The sequence below is a fragment of the Aeromicrobium sp. Leaf289 genome, assembly GCF_001423335.1.
In the GTDB taxonomy this organism is placed as follows: domain Bacteria; phylum Actinomycetota; class Actinomycetes; order Propionibacteriales; family Nocardioidaceae; genus Aeromicrobium.
The window spans coordinates 953,454-972,128 of record NZ_LMNK01000002.1 but is presented as its reverse complement, the minus strand read 5'-3'; the positions used below and the strand labels follow the sequence as shown (position 1 = coordinate 972,128).

The 18,675-nt window shown below is 70.6% G+C and carries 22 protein-coding genes and 2 tRNA genes; 12 read left to right on the top strand and 12 right to left on the bottom strand.

Going from position 1 to position 18,675, the window contains the following annotated elements:
• Nucleotides 1–20 precede the first annotated feature (20 nt).
• The 5 genes from ASF37_RS08680 to ASF37_RS08660 are packed head-to-tail and all read right to left on the bottom strand — an operon-like array spanning nt 21 to nt 3,206.
• The gene (locus tag ASF37_RS08680) at nt 21–761 is read right to left on the bottom strand and encodes an ABC transporter permease (protein ID WP_082480269.1); all 741 of its coding nucleotides are present in this window, start codon (nt 759–761) and stop codon (nt 21–23) included.
• Complete coding sequence (locus tag ASF37_RS08675; protein ID WP_055966194.1) at nt 758–1,378, bottom strand: ABC transporter permease; 621 nt, start codon at nt 1,376–1,378, stop codon at nt 758–760. The genes ASF37_RS08680 and ASF37_RS08675 overlap by 4 nt, the downstream gene beginning before the upstream one ends.
• Before the next feature lie 30 nt (nt 1,379–1,408).
• Nucleotides 1,409–2,221 (bottom strand): ABC transporter ATP-binding protein, encoded by an 813-nt coding sequence (locus ASF37_RS08670; RefSeq protein WP_055963798.1) that lies wholly within the window; start codon nt 2,219–2,221, stop codon nt 1,409–1,411.
• Nucleotides 2,218–2,676 carry a rhodanese-like domain-containing protein gene (locus ASF37_RS17345; protein ID WP_055963795.1) on the bottom strand — a complete coding sequence of 153 codons (459 nt, stop codon included), beginning with the start codon at nt 2,674–2,676 and terminating at the stop codon, nt 2,218–2,220. The genes ASF37_RS08670 and ASF37_RS17345 overlap by 4 nt, the downstream gene beginning before the upstream one ends.
• The gene (locus ASF37_RS08660; protein WP_056579901.1) at nt 2,673–3,206 is read right to left on the bottom strand and encodes a cysteine dioxygenase family protein; all 534 of its coding nucleotides are present in this window, start codon (nt 3,204–3,206) and stop codon (nt 2,673–2,675) included. Before ASF37_RS08660 ends, ASF37_RS17345 begins: the two co-directional genes overlap by 4 nt.
• 154 nt (nt 3,207–3,360) lie before the next feature.
• On the opposite strand from ASF37_RS08660, the gene ASF37_RS08655 reads away from it, so the two are divergent.
• From ASF37_RS08655 to ASF37_RS08640, 5 genes are all read left to right on the top strand, one after another.
• A tRNA-Asp gene (locus ASF37_RS08655) sits at nt 3,361–3,434 on the top strand.
• A gap of 117 nt (nt 3,435–3,551) precedes the next feature.
• Nucleotides 3,552–4,163 carry a malonic semialdehyde reductase gene (locus tag ASF37_RS08650; protein ID WP_055963789.1) on the top strand — a complete coding sequence of 204 codons (612 nt, stop codon included), beginning with the start codon at nt 3,552–3,554 and terminating at the stop codon, nt 4,161–4,163.
• A 91-nt stretch (nt 4,164–4,254) separates the two neighbouring features.
• Nucleotides 4,255–4,330 (top strand) — tRNA-Phe (locus tag ASF37_RS08645).
• 134 nt (nt 4,331–4,464) lie between these two features.
• Nucleotides 4,465–4,701, top strand: coding sequence for a helix-turn-helix transcriptional regulator (locus ASF37_RS17735; protein ID WP_082482031.1), 237 nt, complete (start codon nt 4,465–4,467; stop codon nt 4,699–4,701).
• A 90-nt stretch (nt 4,702–4,791) separates the two neighbouring features.
• Nucleotides 4,792–4,986, top strand: coding sequence for a hypothetical protein (locus ASF37_RS08640; protein WP_156367961.1), 195 nt, complete (start codon nt 4,792–4,794; stop codon nt 4,984–4,986).
• Nucleotides 4,987–5,102: 116 nt separating this feature from the next.
• Here ASF37_RS08640 and ASF37_RS17140 read toward each other — a convergent pair whose 3' ends face one another.
• From ASF37_RS17140 to ASF37_RS08630, 3 genes are all read right to left on the bottom strand, one after another.
• Nucleotides 5,103–5,597 (bottom strand): hypothetical protein, encoded by a 495-nt coding sequence (locus tag ASF37_RS17140; protein ID WP_156364865.1) that lies wholly within the window; start codon nt 5,595–5,597, stop codon nt 5,103–5,105.
• A gap of 62 nt (nt 5,598–5,659) precedes the next feature.
• Nucleotides 5,660–6,910, bottom strand: coding sequence for a hypothetical protein (locus tag ASF37_RS08635; protein ID WP_156364866.1), 1,251 nt, complete (start codon nt 6,908–6,910; stop codon nt 5,660–5,662).
• Between the two features lie 316 nt (nt 6,911–7,226).
• Nucleotides 7,227–7,844 (bottom strand): TetR/AcrR family transcriptional regulator, encoded by a 618-nt coding sequence (locus ASF37_RS08630; protein ID WP_055963777.1) that lies wholly within the window; start codon nt 7,842–7,844, stop codon nt 7,227–7,229.
• A gap of 81 nt (nt 7,845–7,925) precedes the next feature.
• Between ASF37_RS08630 and ASF37_RS08625 the strand changes: the two genes are divergently transcribed.
• Nucleotides 7,926–9,278 (top strand): cytochrome P450, encoded by a 1,353-nt coding sequence (locus ASF37_RS08625; RefSeq protein WP_200931198.1) that lies wholly within the window; start codon nt 7,926–7,928, stop codon nt 9,276–9,278.
• On the top strand, nt 9,257–10,090 hold the full coding sequence (locus tag ASF37_RS08620) for an SDR family oxidoreductase (protein WP_056579897.1): 834 nt from the start codon (nt 9,257–9,259) through the stop codon (nt 10,088–10,090). Before ASF37_RS08625 ends, ASF37_RS08620 begins: the two co-directional genes overlap by 22 nt.
• Nucleotides 10,091–10,127: 37 nt before the next feature.
• On the opposite strand, the gene ASF37_RS08615 is transcribed toward ASF37_RS08620, so the two are convergent.
• Entirely contained in the window at nt 10,128–10,919 is a 792-nt protein-coding gene (locus ASF37_RS08615; RefSeq protein WP_056579896.1) for an SGNH/GDSL hydrolase family protein, read from the bottom strand.
• Nucleotides 10,920–10,979: 60 nt separating this feature from the next.
• Between ASF37_RS08615 and ASF37_RS08610 the strand changes: the two genes are divergently transcribed.
• Nucleotides 10,980–11,753: an SDR family oxidoreductase gene (locus ASF37_RS08610; protein ID WP_056556110.1), complete on the top strand. Its 774-nt coding sequence runs from the start codon at nt 10,980–10,982 to the stop codon at nt 11,751–11,753.
• A gap of 10 nt (nt 11,754–11,763) precedes the next feature.
• Here the strand turns inward: ASF37_RS08610 and ASF37_RS08605 are convergent, their stop codons facing one another.
• Nucleotides 11,764–12,654, bottom strand: a complete 891-nt coding sequence (locus tag ASF37_RS08605) for a sterol desaturase family protein (RefSeq protein WP_056579894.1) — start codon at nt 12,652–12,654, stop codon at nt 11,764–11,766.
• A gap of 100 nt (nt 12,655–12,754) precedes the next feature.
• On the opposite strand from ASF37_RS08605, the gene ASF37_RS08600 reads away from it, so the two are divergent.
• The 3 genes from ASF37_RS08600 (at nt 12,755) to ASF37_RS08590 (ending at nt 15,401) form a co-directional block, all read left to right on the top strand.
• Nucleotides 12,755–13,384 (top strand): TetR/AcrR family transcriptional regulator, encoded by a 630-nt coding sequence (locus ASF37_RS08600; protein WP_055963757.1) that lies wholly within the window; start codon nt 12,755–12,757, stop codon nt 13,382–13,384.
• On the top strand, nt 13,381–14,205 hold the full coding sequence (locus tag ASF37_RS08595; RefSeq protein WP_055963752.1) for an SDR family NAD(P)-dependent oxidoreductase: 825 nt from the start codon (nt 13,381–13,383) through the stop codon (nt 14,203–14,205). The genes ASF37_RS08600 and ASF37_RS08595 overlap by 4 nt, the downstream gene beginning before the upstream one ends.
• Nucleotides 14,206–14,324: 119 nt before the next feature.
• Nucleotides 14,325–15,401, top strand: coding sequence for a Glu/Leu/Phe/Val dehydrogenase dimerization domain-containing protein (locus ASF37_RS08590; RefSeq protein WP_056579892.1), 1,077 nt, complete (start codon nt 14,325–14,327; stop codon nt 15,399–15,401).
• 16 nt (nt 15,402–15,417) lie between these two features.
• On the opposite strand, the gene ASF37_RS08585 is transcribed toward ASF37_RS08590, so the two are convergent.
• Nucleotides 15,418–15,903, bottom strand: coding sequence for a MarR family winged helix-turn-helix transcriptional regulator (locus tag ASF37_RS08585; RefSeq protein ID WP_162239949.1), 486 nt, complete (start codon nt 15,901–15,903; stop codon nt 15,418–15,420).
• Between the two features lie 23 nt (nt 15,904–15,926).
• On the opposite strand from ASF37_RS08585, the gene ASF37_RS08580 reads away from it, so the two are divergent.
• Nucleotides 15,927–17,987, top strand: a complete 2,061-nt coding sequence (locus tag ASF37_RS08580) for an MMPL family transporter (RefSeq protein ID WP_082506451.1) — start codon at nt 15,927–15,929, stop codon at nt 17,985–17,987.
• Between the two features lie 491 nt (nt 17,988–18,478).
• Here the strand turns inward: ASF37_RS08580 and ASF37_RS16830 are convergent, their stop codons facing one another.
• Entirely contained in the window at nt 18,479–18,655 is a 177-nt protein-coding gene (locus ASF37_RS16830; protein ID WP_082480278.1) for a DUF3073 domain-containing protein, read from the bottom strand.
• Nucleotides 18,656–18,675 lie beyond the last annotated feature (20 nt).

Below are 18,675 nucleotides of genomic sequence, written 5' to 3'. Positions count from 1 at the left end.
CTCCTTGGGGGTGGTCGTGCTCAGGTGGTGGAGGTCTGGGTGGTGGAGGTCTGGGTGGTGGCCGTCTCGATGGTGTCGTCGTGCGAGGAGCCGGCGCCCCGCGTCGGGCGGGCGCTGCGGGCGGCAGCACCCTGCGCGACGGCGAACAGGCCGTCGAGCAGGAGCGCCAGGACGACGACCACCACGGACCCGCCCACCATCTGGGGGTAGTCGCGGACGGCCTGGCCGTCGAAGATGAAGCGGCCGAGCCCGCCGAGCGAGACGTAGGCGGCGACCGTCGCCGTGGCCACCACCTGCAGCGTGGCGGCCCGGAAGCCGCCGACGACGAGTGGCAGGCCCAGAGGGACCTCGACCTTGGTGAGGATCTGCCACTCCGTCATGCCTTGGGCGCGTGCGGCGTCGACCGTCTGGGGATCGACGGACTCGACGCCGGAGTAGGCGCCGGCCAGCAACGGCGGCACGGCGAGGACCACGAGAGCCAGGATCGGTGCGCCGAGGCCGATGCCGAGCAGCAGGGTGAAGACGGTCAGCACGCCGAGCGTCGGCAGAGCGCGCAGGGCGCCGGTGACGCTGATCGCGAGCCCGCGGAAGCGGCCCGTGTGGCCGATGTAGAGACCCAGCGGGACCGCGATCGCCGCGGCCACCGCGATCGTGAGGCTCGTGTACCCGAGGTGCTCGACCACCCGGTTCGGGATGCCGCGCTCGCCGGACCAGTTCGCGCCGTCGGTGAGCCAGGCTGCGGCGTCGGAGACCACGCTCATCGCTTCGCTCCGCTCGTCTGCGCCCACGGCATGAGCGTGCGTCCGGCCAGCACCAGGAGGGCGTCGATGACCAGGGCCAGCACCACGATGCCGACCAGGCCGACCATGATCTCGGTCAGGAAGTCACGCCGGTAGCCGTTGGTGAACAGCGACCCGAGGTTGGAGACACCGATGAGCGCGCCGACGCTCACCAGGCTGATCGTGGAGACGCTCACGACCCGCAGCCCGGCCAGCAGCACCGGACCGGCGAGCGGCAGCTCCACCCCGAAGCCCCGCTGTCGCGACGAGTACCCGGTGGCGGTGGCGGAGTCGAGCACCGCCGGGGACACCGACTCGAAGGCGTCGGCGGCCGTGCGGACCATGATGGCCACGGCGTAGAGGCTGAGCGCGACGACCACGTTGAGCGGGTCGAGGAAGCCGGTGCCGATGATGCCCGGCAGCGTGACGAACAGGGCCAGCGACGGGATCGTGTAGAGCACGCTGCCCGCCCCGAGCAGCGTGCCGCGCAGCCTCGGGTGCCGGCTGGCGTACCAGCCGATGGGCACGGCCAGGACGAAGCCGATGACGATCGGCACCAGGCTGAGCCAGGTGTGGGCCCAGAAGAGCTCGAGCACCATGTCGCGGTTCTGCCACGCCCACTCCACGGCTCAGTCCTCCAGCACGCCGGCGGGGCGCCCCGTGGCGTCGACGACGACACGGCGGCCGTCACGATCCTCCACGCGCAGGGACCGGCCCCCCTTGTCGAGGCCGACGAAGCTGGCGACGAAGTCGTCGGCCGGCGCGGCGAGGATGTCGGCCGGTGCGCCGACCTGCGCGATCTCGCCGCCCTTCTTGAGGATCACGACCTGGTCGCCCAGGGCAAAGGCCTCGTCGATGTCGTGGGTGACGAAGACGATGGTCTTGTCCAGGTCGCGCTGCAGTCGGCGCAGCTCGCCCTGCAGCTCGAGCCGGACGATGGGGTCGACGGCGCCGAACGGCTCGTCCATGAGCAGGATGTTGGGGTCGGCCGCGAGCCCGCGCGCCACCCCGACGCGCTGCTGCTGCCCCCCGGACAGCTGCCCGGGGTACTTGCGCGCCTGGGACTCGTCGAGCCCGACCGTGCGCAGCACCTCGAGCGACCGCTCGCGCGCCGCCTTCTTGTCGGTGCCGTTGAGCCGGAGCACGGTGGCCACGTTGTCGACGACCTTGCGGTGCGGCAGGAGGCCGGCGTGCTGCATGACGTAGCCGATGCTGCGGCGCAGCTGCACGGGCTCGGAGGTCGCGACGTCGACGTCGTCGATGAGCACCTGCCCGGCACTCGGGTCGACCATGCGGTTGACCATGCGCAGCAGCGTGGTCTTGCCACACCCCGACGAGCCGACGAACACGGTCGTCGTGCGCGACGGGATGGTGAGGTCGAAGGAGGCGACGGCCTGGGTCCCGTCGGGGAAGGTCTTGCCGACGGACCGGTACTCGATCATGGGACGACAGTCTTCACGGCCGCACCGACATCGGCAATCGGAAACGTGTCGACGGGCAGCCCGGCGGCTCGCCACGCGTGGATCCCACCGACCACGTCGGTGGCGTCCAGACCCAGGGATCGCAACGCTGCGGCGGCGAGCGAGGACGTGTAGCCCTCGGTGCAGAGCACGATCCACTCGGCGTCCCACGTGGCCTCGGCCAGGCTGGCGCCGGACTCCGGGTGCAGACGCCACTCGAGGTGGTTGCGCTCCACGTGGAGGGCGCCGGGCACGATGCCGTCGGACTCACGCTGCCACTGCGGGCGGATGTCGACGAGCCGGGCGCCGGCCCTCGTGCGGTGCGCCGCCTGGTGAGGACTGACCCGGACCAGCCGGCTGCGGGCGTCGGCCAGCAGCGCGTCGACCGAGGCGAAGCGTGCCGCCCTGCGGGGCGGCTCGGCCGCGAGCGCGCTCACGAGGCAGCCTGCCGAGCGTCCCGTGCGGGCGCCTCGATCTCCGGGTCGTCGGTCCAGACGTGGGCGAGCCGGACGAGTCGAGCCGATCCGTCTCCGTCGGGCTCGACGTCGAAGAAGTCCATCCGCTCCAGGGGCGGGGAGTAGACGTGGACGCTGACCGCCGTGCCGGGGAGGACGTTGCGCACGTCGTGCACGTACCCGGGACCGAAGGCGACGACGTCCCCTCGCGTGCGAGTGGCGCCGTCGGCCTCGCGGACGGCGGGGTCCCACACGGTCTCCTCGAGCTCGCCGGACACGACGGTGAAGGCGCCGCTCGACCCGCCGTGCCCGTGCAGCTGGGTGCCCTGCTCCCGGGTCCAGGAGATGAGCCAGACGTCGACGTGGTCGTCGTGGTGCAGGCGCACGTGCCAGCGCTCGTCGGGGTCGGCGTGCACGGAGTGCAGCTCGGCGCGGACCTCGTCGGCCACACAGGTCGCGCGCTCGACCAGCTGGGCGAGGGGCAGTGCGCGGCGGTGACGGCGAGGCTTCATGGGTCGATCGAACCGCGCCGCGACCGTTCGCGGGCGGGGTCCCGGCATGCGGACGCACCGCTGGGCGCCGACGTGCAGTGGTAGGCGAGCCCCCGTTTTGTGGTCGCCCGACCCCATGGGATAGAGTGACCGTCGCGGTTACGCCGCACTGCAAGGCCCCGTGGCGCAGTTGGTTAGCGCGCCGCCCTGTCACGGCGGAGGTCGCCGGTTCGAGTCCGGTCGGGGTCGCAGAGGAACGAAAAGAGGGCCCGCGCCATCAGGCGCGGGCCTTCTTCGTGCTCCGGCGCCGGTGTCCGGTGCGTCACAGTCGGAATGCTCAGCGGCGTAGAGGTGGTTGAACGTTCCATGACTTCCACGACCACGAGTGAGTACGTCCTCGACGACACGGCCCTCGACACGCTGTTCCGCGAGGCACGCACGGCGAACACCTTCACCGACGAGCCCGTGACGGTCGAGGAGATCCGCGCCGTCCACGCGCTGACCAAGTTCGGCCCCACGGCCATGAACAACCAGCCCCTGCGGATCGTCCTCGTGCAGAGCCCCGACGCCCGCGCCCGTCTCGTCGAGCACATGAGCGGCAGCAACAAGGCCAAGACCTCCACGGCCCCGCTCGTCGCGATCCTGGCGGCCGACACGGACTTCCATGACCACCTGCCGGAGTTCTTCCCGCCCTTCCCCGGCGCCCGCGACATGTACGACGCCGACGAGGCCATGCGCTTCCAGCAGGCCGAGTTCAACGCGGCCCTGCAGATCGCCTACTTCCTCATGGGGGTGCGCGCGACCGGTCTGGCCGCCGGACCCATGGCGGGCTTCGACCGCAGCGGCGTCGACCGTGACTTCCTGGGCGGCACGAGCTGGCGGTCGCAGCTCGTGGTGAACCTCGGCCACCCCGGCCCGGACGCCTGGCAGGAGCGCCTCCCGCGCATCGAGTTCGACGACGCGGTGCGCGTCGTCTGACGTCCGGCCCCCCTTTGCCGCACCCACCCAAACCGGTTTCAGGTCCGCGGATCCTGTGCGATAAGGTGGCGGTCGCCCGTTCGCGGGCGACGGTCAGGTAGCTCAGTTGGTAGAGCGTCCGCCTGAAAAGCGGAAGGTCAGCGGTTCGACCCCGCTCCTGACCACCAGAGCGGTCCCGGTGATCGGGACTGCTTTCCGGGGTAATTGTTTCCCCTCGAATCCCAGACTCAGATCGAAGATGGCCCGCGGAAGTCGCGGGAGGGTTTGATTTCTCAAACCTGCCCGATCAAGGAGTGAGTGGATGCCCGCTACTGAGCCCGCGGGCAGGTCCGAAGGCCGTCGAGCCACGCTCACGGAACTGGGCCTCCGCGTTGCTGCGTGTCGCACTGAACTTGGACTGAGCCTGGCGTCTGTCGCCGAGGCCGTTGGGGTCCACCACTCCACGCTGTCGAGACTTGAACGCGGCCAACAGGACCTCGGCGCGAGTCATCTCCCGATGCTTGCCCAGGCCCTCGACGTCAGCGTCCGTGTGTGGTGACGTGTGACGCAGCGATCTAACTTGAGGACGCGTATCTTCGAAGTGTCTTGCGGCTCGGGCGGCGCTTACCACCTCGATAGGACTAACGCCATGGGTGACACCGCCGACATCCCGTACGACGAGCAAGCACCAGAGCAGCGGGCCGTGACCCGGCACCAGTGGGATGTCGACATCAGGGCGACCCGCGAGGCTCTGAACTATGCGGAGCGCTTTGCCTCAAAGGGCCGCGCCTACGTGGAGGCAGCCTCCGATGAGTCCGTAATTCGTCGCAGCGGGGCGCGCTAGCCGATGGAAAGCCGATCAGCCGCGCCTATGCCTGGCTGAATTCTTGGCAGCGCAGTCATACATTTGCGCAAGCGCAGCAGGAGGCCCACTCACGACATTGGATCGAACAGAGGAGGTCACGCCTCGGGGCAAGTCTTTCCGGCGACGATCTGAAGGCTATAGCGAACCTCTTGCTGAAGTTCTTGCCCGTCGTGCAGATAGTTGACGCGCACGGCCCCAGACGAGCCTGCACCGGTCCGCGCGCGGACGCCGACCCAGAGAAACCATGTCTGGGCCGGCTTGATAACCGCGCCGGGAACAGACTGACCTTCCTCCTTTAAAGTCTCTTCGGCCCCGGGATAGGCGGGTGGCCACTGAGACCAGACCAGCCCATTCGCTTTCTTGTCGCTAGGCACGATCGCTGCGCCAACGATCTCCAGTCCCTGGGCATCGATCAGTTCTGCGGACTCGAGCGTGACGTCTGACTGAGTAGTGTTCTTGAGTAGTGCCTGCCCGAACGTCTTCGGCTCGCTGCCATTCGCCTGGCAAAGAGTCCACGCCGATCCGACATCGAGCGCCTCGCCGGTCCGGACTCCATTGCTCGAACAGCTCGCCGTGGCCGCGACCAACAAGGCAACGGCTAGGACCGCCGCGACCCGTCGAGACTGGGACGAAACCCGTACAGGTGAACCTCTCACGTGAGCCCTTGCATGGCGATGACTCGGGCGTCACCACCGGGGAAGTCGGCGCTGCCGCACAAGTTTCCAGCCGTCGTGAAACTCCATTTCTGCTCAGCCGCGGTCGTGAACCCCGTCTGCGAGGAGAGGTCGATGCCGATGGCTGCCTCGATCTTGACGCCGTTGTTCCACCTGATCGCCTCGGTAGAGTTCTTCGTGCCTGACGAGCCCGCGGCGTAGGGAGTGCAGTTGGGTGTTGCGAGCGTGCTGCGACCCGTTCGGGTTCGCGTACCGCCCTCGTGCTTGATGGGGCGCACCGTCACTTCGCTGACGCCCCTCGTGGGGTAGAACGTGCAGTACTTGCCGTACGAGAACTGAGTGTCGAAATTCAGGTACTGCGGAGTAGTAATCTTCGGGAACTCGACCTTCAGGGTGTGTTCGCGAGTTACTGCATCAGAAGCGGTGAAGATGCCGTCGACCTCGATAGCGGTCCCGAGCGACGTCGACGCCAGAGTGCTGTAGACGAACTCTGATTCTTTCCCGCTCACCCTGATGAGGGCGTTGCCGACGTTGACCCAACGGTTTCCGAGATTCTCGATCAAGGTGGTGCCGGTGGACGGGCAGACCTCGTCCTGACTGGCCTTGGTGCTCGTCGGCGAAGGCACGTCCGTCAGCGCTTCCGCTTGAGACTTCGACTCTTCGTCGGACTCACCCACGGTCTGGCCAGTCGCCGAGTACGACCGCTTGCCGGCTGTAGCCGTCGTCGATGGCGCATTTAGAGCGACTTCGGAGCCGCGCAAAACGTCGCCCGTCCTGCTGTCGACCACGGCCGCAGATTCAGGCACACCGTCAGCCACACGGGAGTCCGCGAGCGTCACCGTCCGAGTCACGATGCCTTCTGACCCGAGGTCGCCGACGACGTCAATGTCGAGGTACTTCTCGCCATGCATGAGGTTCGTGATGTCGGCGATGTCGCTCGCAAGAATGTCGACCTGCCCCGTCCGTGAGGTCGCGCGTCGCGCGATCTCCACGCGATCAACTTGCTGTCCCACCCTCACATCGGCAAGGTCCTTTGCCGATGGCCACGCGTAGAGGGTGACGGGGACATGTGCTGCCGGGTCGCCTTGCGCATCAGCGACCCCGACCGAGACGACGACCTCGTCGTCAGCAGAGGCGGTTGCGCTCTGCCAAGTCAGTCCCACAACTGCCACCGCGCCCACGACTGCGCTGACTCCGATTTTTTGTGCGCCCAACAAGCTTGTACGCATGCCTCGACCCCCCGAGATTGGTTCCGCTCAAGCAAGCGGTGCCCGCAGTTTCGGCGTTCAGGTGGCCGCCGTCAAGGATTCAGTAGATGGCCACACCGTTTCGAGACGAACGTAGGTACTTCTCGACCTTGTTGTCATTATTCGGCTTCTGCCATGTTATCGACGCCGTTATTGCCTGACTGTCACACGATGTCGAGGTCGCCCGACTCCGCCGAAGAGGTTCGCCTCGAGGACGACCGTCGGATTGGCGCGGTACCGGCCTGGCGCGACGGATCTCCCGCGCCGCGTCCTCCCGTCCGGAGGCACGAGCGCACCCTCAGCGGTGCGCGGTGGCCTCGAAGAGGTGGACCGCCGCGTCGACGATGTCGTCGGGCTCCGCCTCGACGGCACCCTCGAGCCAGTCGGTCACCAGCTGGGCGATCCCGCCGATGAACATCGTGGCGGCCAGCCGACCCTCGGGCTCGTCCCAGGCGCTCGGCCCGTGCAGCGACCGCGACTCCTGGGCGGTGAGCGCCACGAAGTCGCGCAGCAGCTCGGCGCGGCGTGCCCGCAGCGCCGGCAGCGCGACCGACTCGATCATCGCCACACGTCCCTTGCGGGGGTCGTCGGTCAGGATGCGCACGAAGGCCGCGAGACCGGCGCGCACCCGCTGCTCGGCGTCGCCCTCGGCCTGCTCGAGCGCCGAGACCGACGCGGACGCGATCTCGGCGGCGACCGCCTCGAGCACCGCCGTGAGCGCCGCCTCGAGGTTCGTGAACTGCTCGTAGAAGTAGCGCTCGGAGAGTCCGGCGGTCGTGCACACCCGGGTCATCGTCACCGGTCCGGCCGCCTCGGTGCCCCACACCTCGAGGGCAGCCTCGAGCAGCCGTTCACGCCGCTCCCGCCGTCGCTCCTCGTGCGTCCGTCCGCCGTAGACCCCTGCCTTCACCGCCATGTCGACATCATACGTGGATATTGACAGGACGCCCTTCCTGAATCAGGATGACCCGTGATGCAGGTCACTCCTGGAGGTCCCATGACACAACCGGTGGACGCCCCGTACCGACGCGGGCTCCCGTGGGTCGGGCAGACGCTGCGCTACGTGCGCGACCCGCTCGCGATGATGCGCGACCAGCACGACCGCTACGGCCCCGTCAGCGAGATGGACTTCATCGGCGACCGGTGGACCGTGCTGCTCGGCCCCGACGCCTGCGAGGCAGCGTTCCGCAACGCCGACAAGGCCTTCGCCAGCGGACCAGGATGGGGGCGGCTGGTGGGGCCGTTCTTCGACCGCGGGCTCATGCTGCTCGACTTCGAGGAGCACCACCGCCACCGCCGGATCATGCAGGCCGCCTTCACGCGCGACCACCTCGCCGGCTACACCGCCGCCCTGCAGGAGCCGGTCCGCCGGACGATCGCCGCCTGGGAGCACGGACCCGACGTCCAGGTGTACCCGGCGCTCAAGTCGCTCACCCTCGACGTCGCGACCGAGGTCTTCATGGGCGGCGTGGAGCCCACCGACCCCGGCGAGCTCGACCGCGTCAACGCCGCCTTCATCGACTGCGTCCAGGCCGCGACCGCCCTCGTGCGTCTGGACGTGCCGTTCACCCGCTGGGGCCGGGCGCTGCGCGGACGGCGACTCCTCGAGGACTTCTTCGCCCGCCACCTGCCCGGCCGCCGCGACGGTGACGGCACCGACCTGTTCTCGGTGCTGTGCCGCCTGCGCGACGAGGACGGCAGCACGTTCAGCGACGACGACGTCGTCAACCACATGATCTTCCTGCTCATGGCCGCGCACGACACGTCCACCATCACCAGCTCGACCATGGTCCAGCTGCTCGGCCAGCACCCCGAGTGGCAGGAGCGCTGCCGGGCCGAGGCGATGGCCCTCCCGGAGCACCCGACCCTCGACGACCTCGACACGCTCGTCGACATCCCGCTGGTGATGAAGGAGGCGCTGCGGCTGGTCCCGCCCGTCCCCGTGGTCGCCCGGCGCACCGTGAAGGAGACCGAGGTGCTCGGCCGACGCATCCCGGCCGACCGGCTCGTCGTCGTGATGATGCACCTGTCGCACCACCTGCCCGAGCTGTGGCCGGACCCGGAGCGCTTCGACCCCGAGCGCTTCGCCGAGCACCGCCGCGAGGACAAGGCCCACCGGCACGCGTGGGACCCGTTCGGCGGCGGGGTGCACAAGTGCCTCGGCCTGTTCTTCGCCGGCGCCGAGGTGAGCTCGATCCTCGTGCACCTGCTGCGGCACCACCGCTGGAGCGTCGACCCCGACTACCGGGCTCCGCTGAGCTACCTCTCCCTCCCGTTCCCGAAGGACGGACAGCCCGTCCACCTCTCACCCCTCCCCCAAGGAGCGACATGGCACGCACGCACCAGCTGACCGGCAGCACCGTCCTCGTCACCGGCGCCGCGCGCGGCATCGGTCTGGCCACCGCCGAGCGGTTCGCCGCGGCGGGGGCCCGCGTGGTCCTGGGCGACCTCGACGACGACCTGGTCGACAAGGCGGCGCGCTCCGTCGGTCGCGGCGCCGTCGGCCACCGCCTCGACGTGAGCGACCGCGCGTCCTTCGCCGCGTTCGTCGCGTTCGCCGAGGCCGAGGTCGGGCCGGTGGACGTGCTCGTCAACAACGCGGGCATCATGCCGATCTCCCCGCTCGTGGACGAGACCGACGACGCCACCGACCGGATCCTCGACGTGAACCTGCGCGGCGTCATCACCGGCACCAAGCTCGTCGTGCCGGGGATGATCGCGCGAGGTCGCGGTCACGTGGTCAACGTGGCGTCCGGCGTCGGCCGCATCGCCCTGCCGCACGGCGCCACCTACAGCGCGAGCAAGTACGCCGTCGTCGGCTTCACCGAGGCGATGCGCACCGAGCTCGCACCCCAGGGCGTCGACGTCTCGGCGATCCTGCCCACCGTGGTCGCCACCGAGCTGGGCTCAGGCATCCAGGCGACGCGCGGCATGCGTCCGTGCCGCCCCGAGGAGGTGGCCGACGCCGTGGTGGCGGTGGCGCGGAAGCCGCGCTTCGAGACCTGGGTGCCGCGGCACGCCAAGGCGATCTACTACGGGGCCAACCTGCTCCCACGACGAGCGAAGGACACGCTCGGTCGGGCCCTCGGCACCGACGGCGTCCTGGCCGACGCCGACGAGGAGATCCGCGACGCCTACGAGCAGCGCGCCGCCCACTCCTGAGTCCCCGCGTCTCGGAGCGTCATCGGCCGATCCGCCGTCACTCGGACGACGGTGCTCCGAGGCGCGAGGGGTCGGGGTAGCGCGCCGACAGGGTGTCGCCCGACGAGGTGCCCGTGAGGCGGCGCTTCACCCACGGGGCGGCGTGCGTGCGTGCCCAGTCGAGGTGGTCGGCCCGGGCTTCCCGGGGCGTCCGTGCCGGCGGGTCCACGAGGGGCAGCGACTCGAGGTCGTGCGGCACGCCCAGCTCGTCGAGCACAGCGATGGCCATCCGCTGGTGGCCGGCCGACGACATGTGCAGCCGGTCGACGGCCCACATCCTCGGGTCGCGGTACTCACGCATGCGCCAGAAGTCGACGAGTCGCGTGCCGTGCCGGTCGGCCACCTCGCGCACCAGCTCGTTGTAGATCGCGAAGCGCCCGCGCCCGGCGGAGAAGATGGGGAAGCCCGCAGGGTCGAACGCGGTGAACAGCACGACCGTCGCCCCCGTGCCCGCCAACGTCCCGACAGCGTCGTCGTACCGGGACACGAGCGCGTCGATGTCGACCTTGGGGCGCATGATGTCGTTGCCGCCCGCGTACAGCGAGACGAGGTCGGGCCGGGCCGCCACGGCGGGCTCCAGCTGCTCGTCGAGCACCGCGGCCAGCTTGCGACCGCGGATCGCGAGGTTCACGTAGCCGAAGCCGTCACCTCCCCCGCCGACCGCACCGCGGCCGAGCACCTCGGCCACCCGGTCGGCCCACCCGCGCACGCCGTTGGGGCGGGTCGGGTCGGGGTCGCCGACGCCCTCGGTGAAGGAGTCGCCGAGGGCCACGTACCTCTGGAAGCTCATCCGGACAGGCTAGGTGGCGCGCCCGACGCCGGTCACCGGAGCCCGCCGTAGGCTGACGACATGGACCTCGGACTGGCAGGCAGGACGTACGTCGTCACCGGTGGGACCCGCGGACTGGGTCGCGCGACGGCGGAGGTGCTCGTGGCCGAGGGCGCGAACGTCGTGCTCTCCTCCCGCTCGCAGGAGTCGGTCGACGCCGCCGTGCGGGAGCTGGGCTCGGCCGGTCCCGGCGGAGCGGTCGGCATCGCCGCCGACAACGCCCACGAGGACACCGCCACCTCACTGGTCGCCGTCGCGCAGGAGCACTTCGGCGCTGTGCACGGAGCCCTGGTGAGCGTGGGCGGCCCGCCTCCGGGCACCGTGCTGGGACGCACCGACGCGGAGTGGCGCGGCGCCTTCGAGAGCGTCTTCCTCGGCGGCCTGCGCATCGCCACCGCCGTCGCCGAGGCGATCGAGCCGGGACGGGGCGGCTCCATCGCGCTCGTCCTGTCGACGTCGGCCAAGATGCCCGTCACCGGGCTGGGCATCTCCAACGGCCTCCGCCCAGGGCTGGCCATGGCGGCGAAGGACCTGTCCGACGAGCTGGGCCCTCGCGACGTGCGTGTGAACGCGTTGCTGCCCGGACGCGTGGACACCGAGCGCGTGCAGGAGCTGGACGCGCTGTCCGGCGACGCGGCGGGCTCCCGCGAGCGCGCCGCCGCCGCCATCCCGCTGCGCCGCTACGGCCGACCCGAGGAGTTCGGTCGCGCCGCGGCCTTCCTGCTCTCCCCCGCGTCGGGCTACCTGACCGGCGTCATGCTCCCGGTCGACGGCGGCCTGTCGCGCGGTCTCTGACGCCCCCGCGTCAGCGCCGGGGCAGGACCGTCTGCTCCGGTTCCGAGTGGTCGGCGGGCGTCCAGCCGGGCGGGCCGAACAGGTAGCCGAGCTTGTCGCGGAACCCGTGGGCCGAGCGCACGTCGCGCACGATCTCGACGTAGTCGCCGTACTGCAGCTTCAGCAGGTTGTACGTCTCGACCTTCTTGGTCAGGCCGTAGGTGGGGCGCTGTCGCTCCTCGGTGAACGAGCCGAACAGCCGGTCCCACACGATGAGGATGCCGCCGTAGTTCTTGTCGAGGTACTCGGGGTCGCTGCCGTGGTGCACCCGGTGGTGGGACGGCGTGTTGAACACGTACTCGACGGGCCTCGGCAGCTTCGTGACCAGCTCGGTGTGCACGTAGAACTGGTAGATCAGGTTGAAGCCGAACGCCACGTAGAGCGTCCACGGCGCGAAGCCGAGCAGCGGCAGCGGCAGCCAGAAGAAGAACTCGAACCAGGGGTTCCACTTCTGCCGCAGCGCGGTGCCGAAGTTCATGAACTCGCTGGAGTGGTGCGCCTGGTGCCCGGCCCACGCGATGCGGACCCGGTGGCTGAACCGGTGGTGCCAGTAGTAGCCGAGGTCCACGCCCAGGATCACCAGGACCCAGTACCACCACGTGTCCGTGGGCAGCTGGAACGGCGCGACGTAGACGTAGACGGCCACGAAGCCGAAGAACGTCACGACCTTGAACGCCGTCAGGAAGACCAGGGAGAGGACGCCCATCGAGATCGACGTGCGGGCGTCCTTGAGGGCGTAGCCGGTCGTGTTGTCGTCGTGGTCGAGCCACTTGAGGGCCGCGAACTCGATGAGGATGGTCAGCACGAAGAACGGCGCGGCGTAGGTCACCGGGTTCTTCAGCGGGTCCAGCAAATCGTCCATGCGTCCTCCGACGTCGACATCCACCCCGGGCGTCACCGTCCGGGCATATGACTTTCGGGTAAGTTACCACGTGTTCATACTCGTCCGCTAGAGTTCGGGCATGGCCGTCCGACCCAACGCCGGCACCAAGGGGGTCCCCCGTGCCGAGCGCGAGGAGCAGATCCTCGACGTCGCATCCGTGGCCTTCGGGACCGACGGCTTCGCGGCCACCAACATCGCCGACGTCGCGCGCGCCGCCGGGATCTCCAAGCCGCTCGTCTACAACTACTTCGGCTCCAAGGAGGGCCTCTACGCCGCGTGCCTCGACCGCGCCGGGACCCTCCTGGGCGACGAGATCGAGCGCATCGCGCGGGAGGACGTCGTGGGCATCGAGCGCGGCGTCCGCACGCTCGCGGGGATGTTCGCCGTGCTGGAGGACCGCCGTCACGTCTGGCGGCTCCTGCACGACCGCACCGCGCCTACCGCGAGCGAGGTCGTGGGCGTGGTCAGCGCACACACCGAGCGTCTCGACAAGCTGGCCCACGAGGGCGTGAGCGAGCTGCTCGCCCTGGGAGGCGTCACCGACGAGCTCGACGTGTCGGCCATGACCGCCACCTGGCTCGGCATCGTCGACTCCCTCATGGACTGGTGGGTCGACCACCCCGAGCAGACGGCCGCCGACATGGTCGACCGCGTGGGCCGGCTCATCGGTGCCCTGTTCGTCGACGCGTCCGCCGTGGCCACGCGATGAGTCCGCGAGTCCGACGGTCCAAGGTCGCGGTCGTCACCGGCTCCTCGAGCGGCATCGGCGCCGAGGCGGCGGTGCAGCTGGCCGAGCGCGGCTGGACCGTGTGCCTGCTCGCCCGTCGCGCCGACGAGCTCGACACCGTCGCGGCTCGCGTGCGAGAGGCCGGCGGCACGGCTTGCACCTACCCCGTCGACCTCACCGACGACGCCGACACCGCCCGGGTCGTCGACCAGCTGCTGGCCGAGCACCCACGCATCGACGTGCTCGTCAACAACGCCGCCCGGTCCATCCGACGCTCGATCCGCGACTCCACGGACCGCCTGCACGACTACGAGCGCACCGTGGCGATCAACTACCTCGGCGCGGTGCGGCTCACGCTGGCCCTGCTGCCCCGCTTCCTCGAGCAGGACCGCATCGACGGGTCACGCGGCCACGTCGTGTTCTCCTCGACCATGTCGTCCCAGCTGCCGATCCCGCTCTTCTCGGCCTACCTCGGCAGCAAGGCCGCCCTCGAGTCGTTCGCGCGGTCCCTGCTCGCCGAGCACGGCCACGAGGGCGTGACCACCACCGTCGTGTACTTTCCGATGGTGCGAACGGAGATGTCCGGGGCCACGAGCATCTACGCCGCCATGCCGATGATGACGCCCGACAAGGCGGCTCGCTGGCTGGTCAAGGCCGCCACCGAGCGGCCGACGCGGGTCACCAGCCTCGGCGGCGCCGTCACCGAGGCCGGCATGTCGGTGCTGCCCGGGGCGCTCACCAAGGTGATCACCCCGAGCATCCGCCGGATGGACAAGCGTCTCGCGCGCCGCACGCGCGACTGATCGATCCGTGCGTCGAGCGTCCGGACGGGAGTAGCATCCGAGGAGGTCCTCACCACCCCGAGGGCCACCACCAGCGCCCCGTCCACCCACACCGGGGCCCAGCACACCAGGAGCACTCCGTGACCACGTCCGTCTTCGCCCATCCGCACGAGCAGGTCGTCTTCTGCCACGACGAGGCCAGCGGCCTGCGGGCCATCATCGGCCTGCACTCGACCGCCCTCGGCCCCGGCCTCGGCGGCACCCGCTTCCACCCCTACGCGAGCGAGGCCGACGCCCTCGCCGACGTGCTCGCGCTCAGCCAGGGCATGGCCTACAAGAACGCGCTCGCCGGGCTCGACCTCGGCGGCGGCAAGGCCGTCATCATCGGCGACCCGCGCACCCAGAAGACCGAGGCCCTGCTGCGCGCCTACGGTCGCATGGTCGAGTCGCTCAACGGTCGCTACTACACCGCGTGCGACGTGGGCACCTTCAGCCCCGACATGGACGTCATCGCCCGCGAGACCTCCTACGTGACCGGCCGCACCGTCGAGCACGGCGGCGCCGGCGACTCCTCCGTGCTCACCGCCTTCGGCGTCTACCAGGGCATGCGCGCCAGCGCCCAGCACGCGTGGGGCAGCCCGTCCCTCGCCGACCGTACCGTGGGCGTGGCCGGCGTCGGCAAGGTCGGCAAGCACCTCGTGGAGCACCTCGTGGCCGAGGACGCCTCCGTCGTCGTCACCGACGTGGACACCGCCGCGATCGAGCGGCTCACCGCGCGCTTCCCGCAGGTGCGCGTCGTCGCCTCCACCGAGGCCCTGGTGGCCGAGCCGCTCGACGTCTACGCGCCGTGCGCGCTCGGGCGGGCCCTGTCCGACGACGTGGTCGACGTCCTGTCGGCCCGCGTGGTCTGCGGCGGCGCCAACAACCAGCTCGCGCACGACGGCACCGCCAAGCTGCTCACCGAGAAGGGTGTCGTCTACGCCCCCGACTACTGCGTGAACGCCGGCGGCGTCATCCAGGTGGCCGACGAGCTCGACCCGCAGGGGTTCAGCTTCGAGCGCGCGAAGGCCCGTGCCACGGGCATCTTCGACACGACCCTCGCCGTGCTCGACCGGGCCGCCTCCGAGAGCATCACGACCGCCGAGGCCGCGGACCGCCAGGCGGAGCAGCGCATGCGCGACGTGGGTCGCCTCGGCCAGATCCACCTGCCACGCTGACCCTCAGCGCCGTCGATCAGGGGTCCTGCGCGCGCGGTTCCTGGGCGTCGATGACGTCGATCATCGCGCCTAGGAACCGGCGCACGACGGCGAGCTCCTCGTCGTCGAACTGGTCCATGGCCGCGTCCATCGACGCGGCCATGGGCCCGAACATCGCGCGGGCCGCCTCGCCGGCCGAACGCGTCATGGCCAGGCTGACCCGACGGCGGTCGACCTCGTCGTGGGAACGCTCCACGTGGCCGGAACGCTCCAGGCGGTCGAGCAACGTGGTCGTGGCCGACGGGCTCAGCGCGAGGGCGCGGGCGAGCACGCCGGGGGTCAGCGGGGCCCGCCCGTCCTCGTGCGCGCGAGCCAGCACCGACAGCGCCGTGAGGTCGGACCGGTGCAGTCCGTGGGCGGCGCCGGCGCGCTCGGCGTAGCGCGTGGACCGCTCGGACAGGTCTCGGAGCTGGCGCACGACGTCGGCCCGGTCGCCCTCGGGGGGTCCGTGTTGCGCACTCATGCGGCCCATCCTATCCTTCCATCGTGGAAACTTTCGATCATCGAACCTTCCCCCTCGCCCGACTCGTCGGTCCGAGGCGGTCCGTCGTCGTCCTGCTGCTCGGGCTCGTGCTCTCGGCAGCCGTTCTCATTCTGGCCCCCGGGCCCACGGAGAGCACCGACGCCTCCGTGAACCTGCCCGACAACGCCGAGTCCGCGATCGCGCGCGACCGGCTCGCCGACCTGCCCGGAGGCCAGGACGCTCCCGCGATCGTCGTGGTCTCCAACGGCGGCGAGCGCATCGACCGCACGCAGCTGGCTGCCCTGGGTCGGCTCTCGCGGGACCTGGGATCGTCCTTCGACAGCGAGGTCGCCGGACCCGTCCCGTCGCAGGACGGCACGGTCGCCCTGCTCACCGTCCCCCTGCCCGGAGGCGTCGGCACCGACGAGAACTCCGAGCGGATCGAGGACCTGCGGGCCGACGTCCGCGAGGCCCTGCCCGACGGCCTGACCGCGGAGGTGACGGGCGCCCCGGCCGTCCAGGCCGACCTCGGCGCCGTCTTCGAGGGCGCCGACTTCCGCCTGCTCGCCGCGACCGCGATCGTGGTGGCCCTGCTGCTCATCGTCACGTACCGCAGCCCGTGGCTCTGGCTCGTCCCGTTGATCGTCATCGGGCTCGGCGACCGCGTGGCCGCGAAGGTCGTCGAGGCCATCTCGGGCCTGACCGACATCCCGATCGACGGCTCGACCACCGGCATCACGTCGGTGCTCGTGTTCGGCGCCGGCACCAACTACGCACTCCTGCTCATCGCGCGCTACCGCGAGGAGCTGCGCCGCCACGAGGATCGCCGCGAGGCCATGCGTCAGGCCGTCGGCGCAGCCGCACCGGCCATCCTGTCGAGCTCCGGCACGGTCGTGATCGGCCTGCTGGCGCTGCTCCTGGCCGACGCGCCGTTCGTCAGCCGCATCGGCCTGTCCGGTGCTGCGGGCATCGTCGTGGCCGTCTTCTTCGCCCTGGTCGTCCTCCCCGCCGCCATGACGCTGCCCGGACGCTGGCTGTTCTGGCCGTTCGTGCCCCGCGTCGGCGACCCCGACCCGTCCGAGCGTGGGCTCTGGCGTCGGGTCGGCACGACCGTGACCCGTCGTCCCGTCGTCGTGACCGTCAGCGGCCTCGTGATCCTGGTCCTGATGGCCCTCGGCACGCTCGGGCTGCGCACCGGCCTCGGCCAGGACGAGCAGTTCCTCGACACCCCGGAGTCGATCACCGCGCAGAAGACGCTGTCGTCGGCCTTCCCGGCCGGCTCGTCGGCGCCGACGAGCATCGTCACCACACCCGAGCGGGCCGAGCAGGTGGCCCGTGCCGCGGGCGACGTGCCCGACGTCCGCTCGGCCGAGGTGGGCCGCGAGGGCGACGGGATCGCCGAGGTCAGCGTGGTGCTGAGCGACGAGCCGTCCAGCGAAGCGGCCCTGCGGACGGTCGGGCTGCTGCGCACCGCCGTGCAGGACGTCGACCCCGACGCCCTGGTCGGTGGCCAGGACGCCGAGGCCCTCGACGAGGCCGACACCGCAGCCCGGGACCGCGGCGTCATCATCCCGGTCGTCCTGGCCGTCGTGCTCGGCATGCTGCTCCTGCTGCTGCGCTCCGTGGTCGCGGCCCTGCTGCTGGCGTCGACGACGGTGCTGTCCTACCTGTCGGCCCTCGGCGTGGGGTGGCTCGTGTTCGACCACGTGCTCGGCTGGTCGGCGATGGACGTGGGCACCCCGCTGCTGGCCTTCGTCTTCCTGGTGGCGCTCGGCGTGGACTACAACATCTTCCTCACCGCGCGCGCACGGGAGGAGATGCGTCGGACGGGGGACGCGACCGGGTCGATCGTCACGGCCCTGGCCGTCACCGGTGGCGTGATCACGAGTGCCGGCATCCTGCTGGCTGCCGTGTTCGCCGTCCTCGGTGTCCTGCCACTGGTGCTGCTGGCCCAGCTGGGCGTGCTGGTCGGCTTCGGCGTGCTGCTCGACACCGTGGTGGTGCGTGGCCTGGTCACGCCGGCCCTGGTCGCCTGGTGCGGCCGCCGGTTCTGGTGGCCGAGCCGGCTGTCGCGCTCCGCCTGACCCCGCGGGGCGCCGGCTCCCCCACCCAGGGCACTGCGGGTGAGAGGTAGGTGGCGCGCGGAATGAGCACGTCGGAGGTGGGTGGCGCGCGGAATGGGCGCGTCAGAGGTAGGCAGCACGCGGAATGGCGCCCCGTATCCGCGTGCCACCTACCTGCGCACGGCGAATAACGCGCGCCACCTACCTCTGACGGCCCCGACCGGCGCACGATGAGGCACCGAGGCGGTCAGGACGGCCCGAACGCATCATCCTGCGCGCCCGCGGCCGGAGGACCCAGACACAGCGCAGGCCCCGCCGCCGGTCGAGGCTCCTCTCGGAGCGCAGGTCGACGCGGAGCCGCGTCGTCGCAGCCGCAGGACACGACCCCAGCCGAGCAGGCACACCCGCAGAGCACGCCGACGACGGAGTGCACCGCCGGACCCACCCTCGCGGGCAGACGCCAGCCCACGACCGCCCCACGACGACGGCCGCGGAACCACGGCCGGACCGCGTCAGCTGGCGGCTTCGTCCCCGTACTTCTGGGCGAGATCGGCGTACTGGTCCGGGATCGGGTCACCGGAGTCGTGGTGGAGTTCCTGTTGCAGATCGTCGAAGTCCGGATCAAAGGTCCGGTACTTCAGGTCGCGTGCGACCTTGGTCTGCTTTGCCTTTGCACGGCCGCGCCCCATGGGTCCGACCCCCTCGCAGA

Bases quoted from the DNA above. Each gene is read 5' to 3' on its own strand.
- ASF37_RS08600 (WP_055963757.1), top strand. From the start codon at position 12,755: ATGGCCGTCCGACCCAACGCCGGCACCAAGGGGGTCCCCCGTGCCGAG.
- ASF37_RS08585 (WP_162239949.1), bottom strand. From the start codon at position 15,903: ATGAGTGCGCAACACGGACCCCCCGAGGGCGACCGGGCCGACGTCGTG.
- ASF37_RS08660 (WP_056579901.1), bottom strand. From the start codon at position 3,206: ATGAAGCCTCGCCGTCACCGCCGCGCACTGCCCCTCGCCCAGCTGGTC.
- ASF37_RS08635 (WP_156364866.1), bottom strand. From the start codon at position 6,910: ATGCGTACAAGCTTGTTGGGCGCACAAAAAATCGGAGTCAGCGCAGTC.
- ASF37_RS08675 (WP_055966194.1), bottom strand. From the start codon at position 1,378: ATGGTGCTCGAGCTCTTCTGGGCCCACACCTGGCTCAGCCTGGTGCCG.
- ASF37_RS16830 (WP_082480278.1), bottom strand. From the start codon at position 18,655: ATGGGGCGCGGCCGTGCAAAGGCAAAGCAGACCAAGGTCGCACGCGAC.
- ASF37_RS08620 (WP_056579897.1), top strand. From the start codon at position 9,257: ATGGCACGCACGCACCAGCTGACCGGCAGCACCGTCCTCGTCACCGGC.
- ASF37_RS08625 (WP_200931198.1), top strand. From the start codon at position 7,926: ATGACACAACCGGTGGACGCCCCGTACCGACGCGGGCTCCCGTGGGTC.
- ASF37_RS08680 (WP_082480269.1), bottom strand. From the start codon at position 761: ATGAGCGTGGTCTCCGACGCCGCAGCCTGGCTCACCGACGGCGCGAAC.
- ASF37_RS08615 (WP_056579896.1), bottom strand. From the start codon at position 10,919: ATGAGCTTCCAGAGGTACGTGGCCCTCGGCGACTCCTTCACCGAGGGC.
- ASF37_RS08670 (WP_055963798.1), bottom strand. From the start codon at position 2,221: ATGATCGAGTACCGGTCCGTCGGCAAGACCTTCCCCGACGGGACCCAG.
- ASF37_RS08650 (WP_055963789.1), top strand. From the start codon at position 3,552: ATGACTTCCACGACCACGAGTGAGTACGTCCTCGACGACACGGCCCTC.
- ASF37_RS08640 (WP_156367961.1), top strand. From the start codon at position 4,792: ATGGGTGACACCGCCGACATCCCGTACGACGAGCAAGCACCAGAGCAG.
- ASF37_RS17735 (WP_082482031.1), top strand. From the start codon at position 4,465: ATGCCCGCTACTGAGCCCGCGGGCAGGTCCGAAGGCCGTCGAGCCACG.
- ASF37_RS08630 (WP_055963777.1), bottom strand. From the start codon at position 7,844: ATGGCGGTGAAGGCAGGGGTCTACGGCGGACGGACGCACGAGGAGCGA.
- ASF37_RS08595 (WP_055963752.1), top strand. From the start codon at position 13,381: ATGAGTCCGCGAGTCCGACGGTCCAAGGTCGCGGTCGTCACCGGCTCC.
- ASF37_RS08610 (WP_056556110.1), top strand. From the start codon at position 10,980: ATGGACCTCGGACTGGCAGGCAGGACGTACGTCGTCACCGGTGGGACC.
- ASF37_RS08605 (WP_056579894.1), bottom strand. From the start codon at position 12,654: ATGGACGATTTGCTGGACCCGCTGAAGAACCCGGTGACCTACGCCGCG.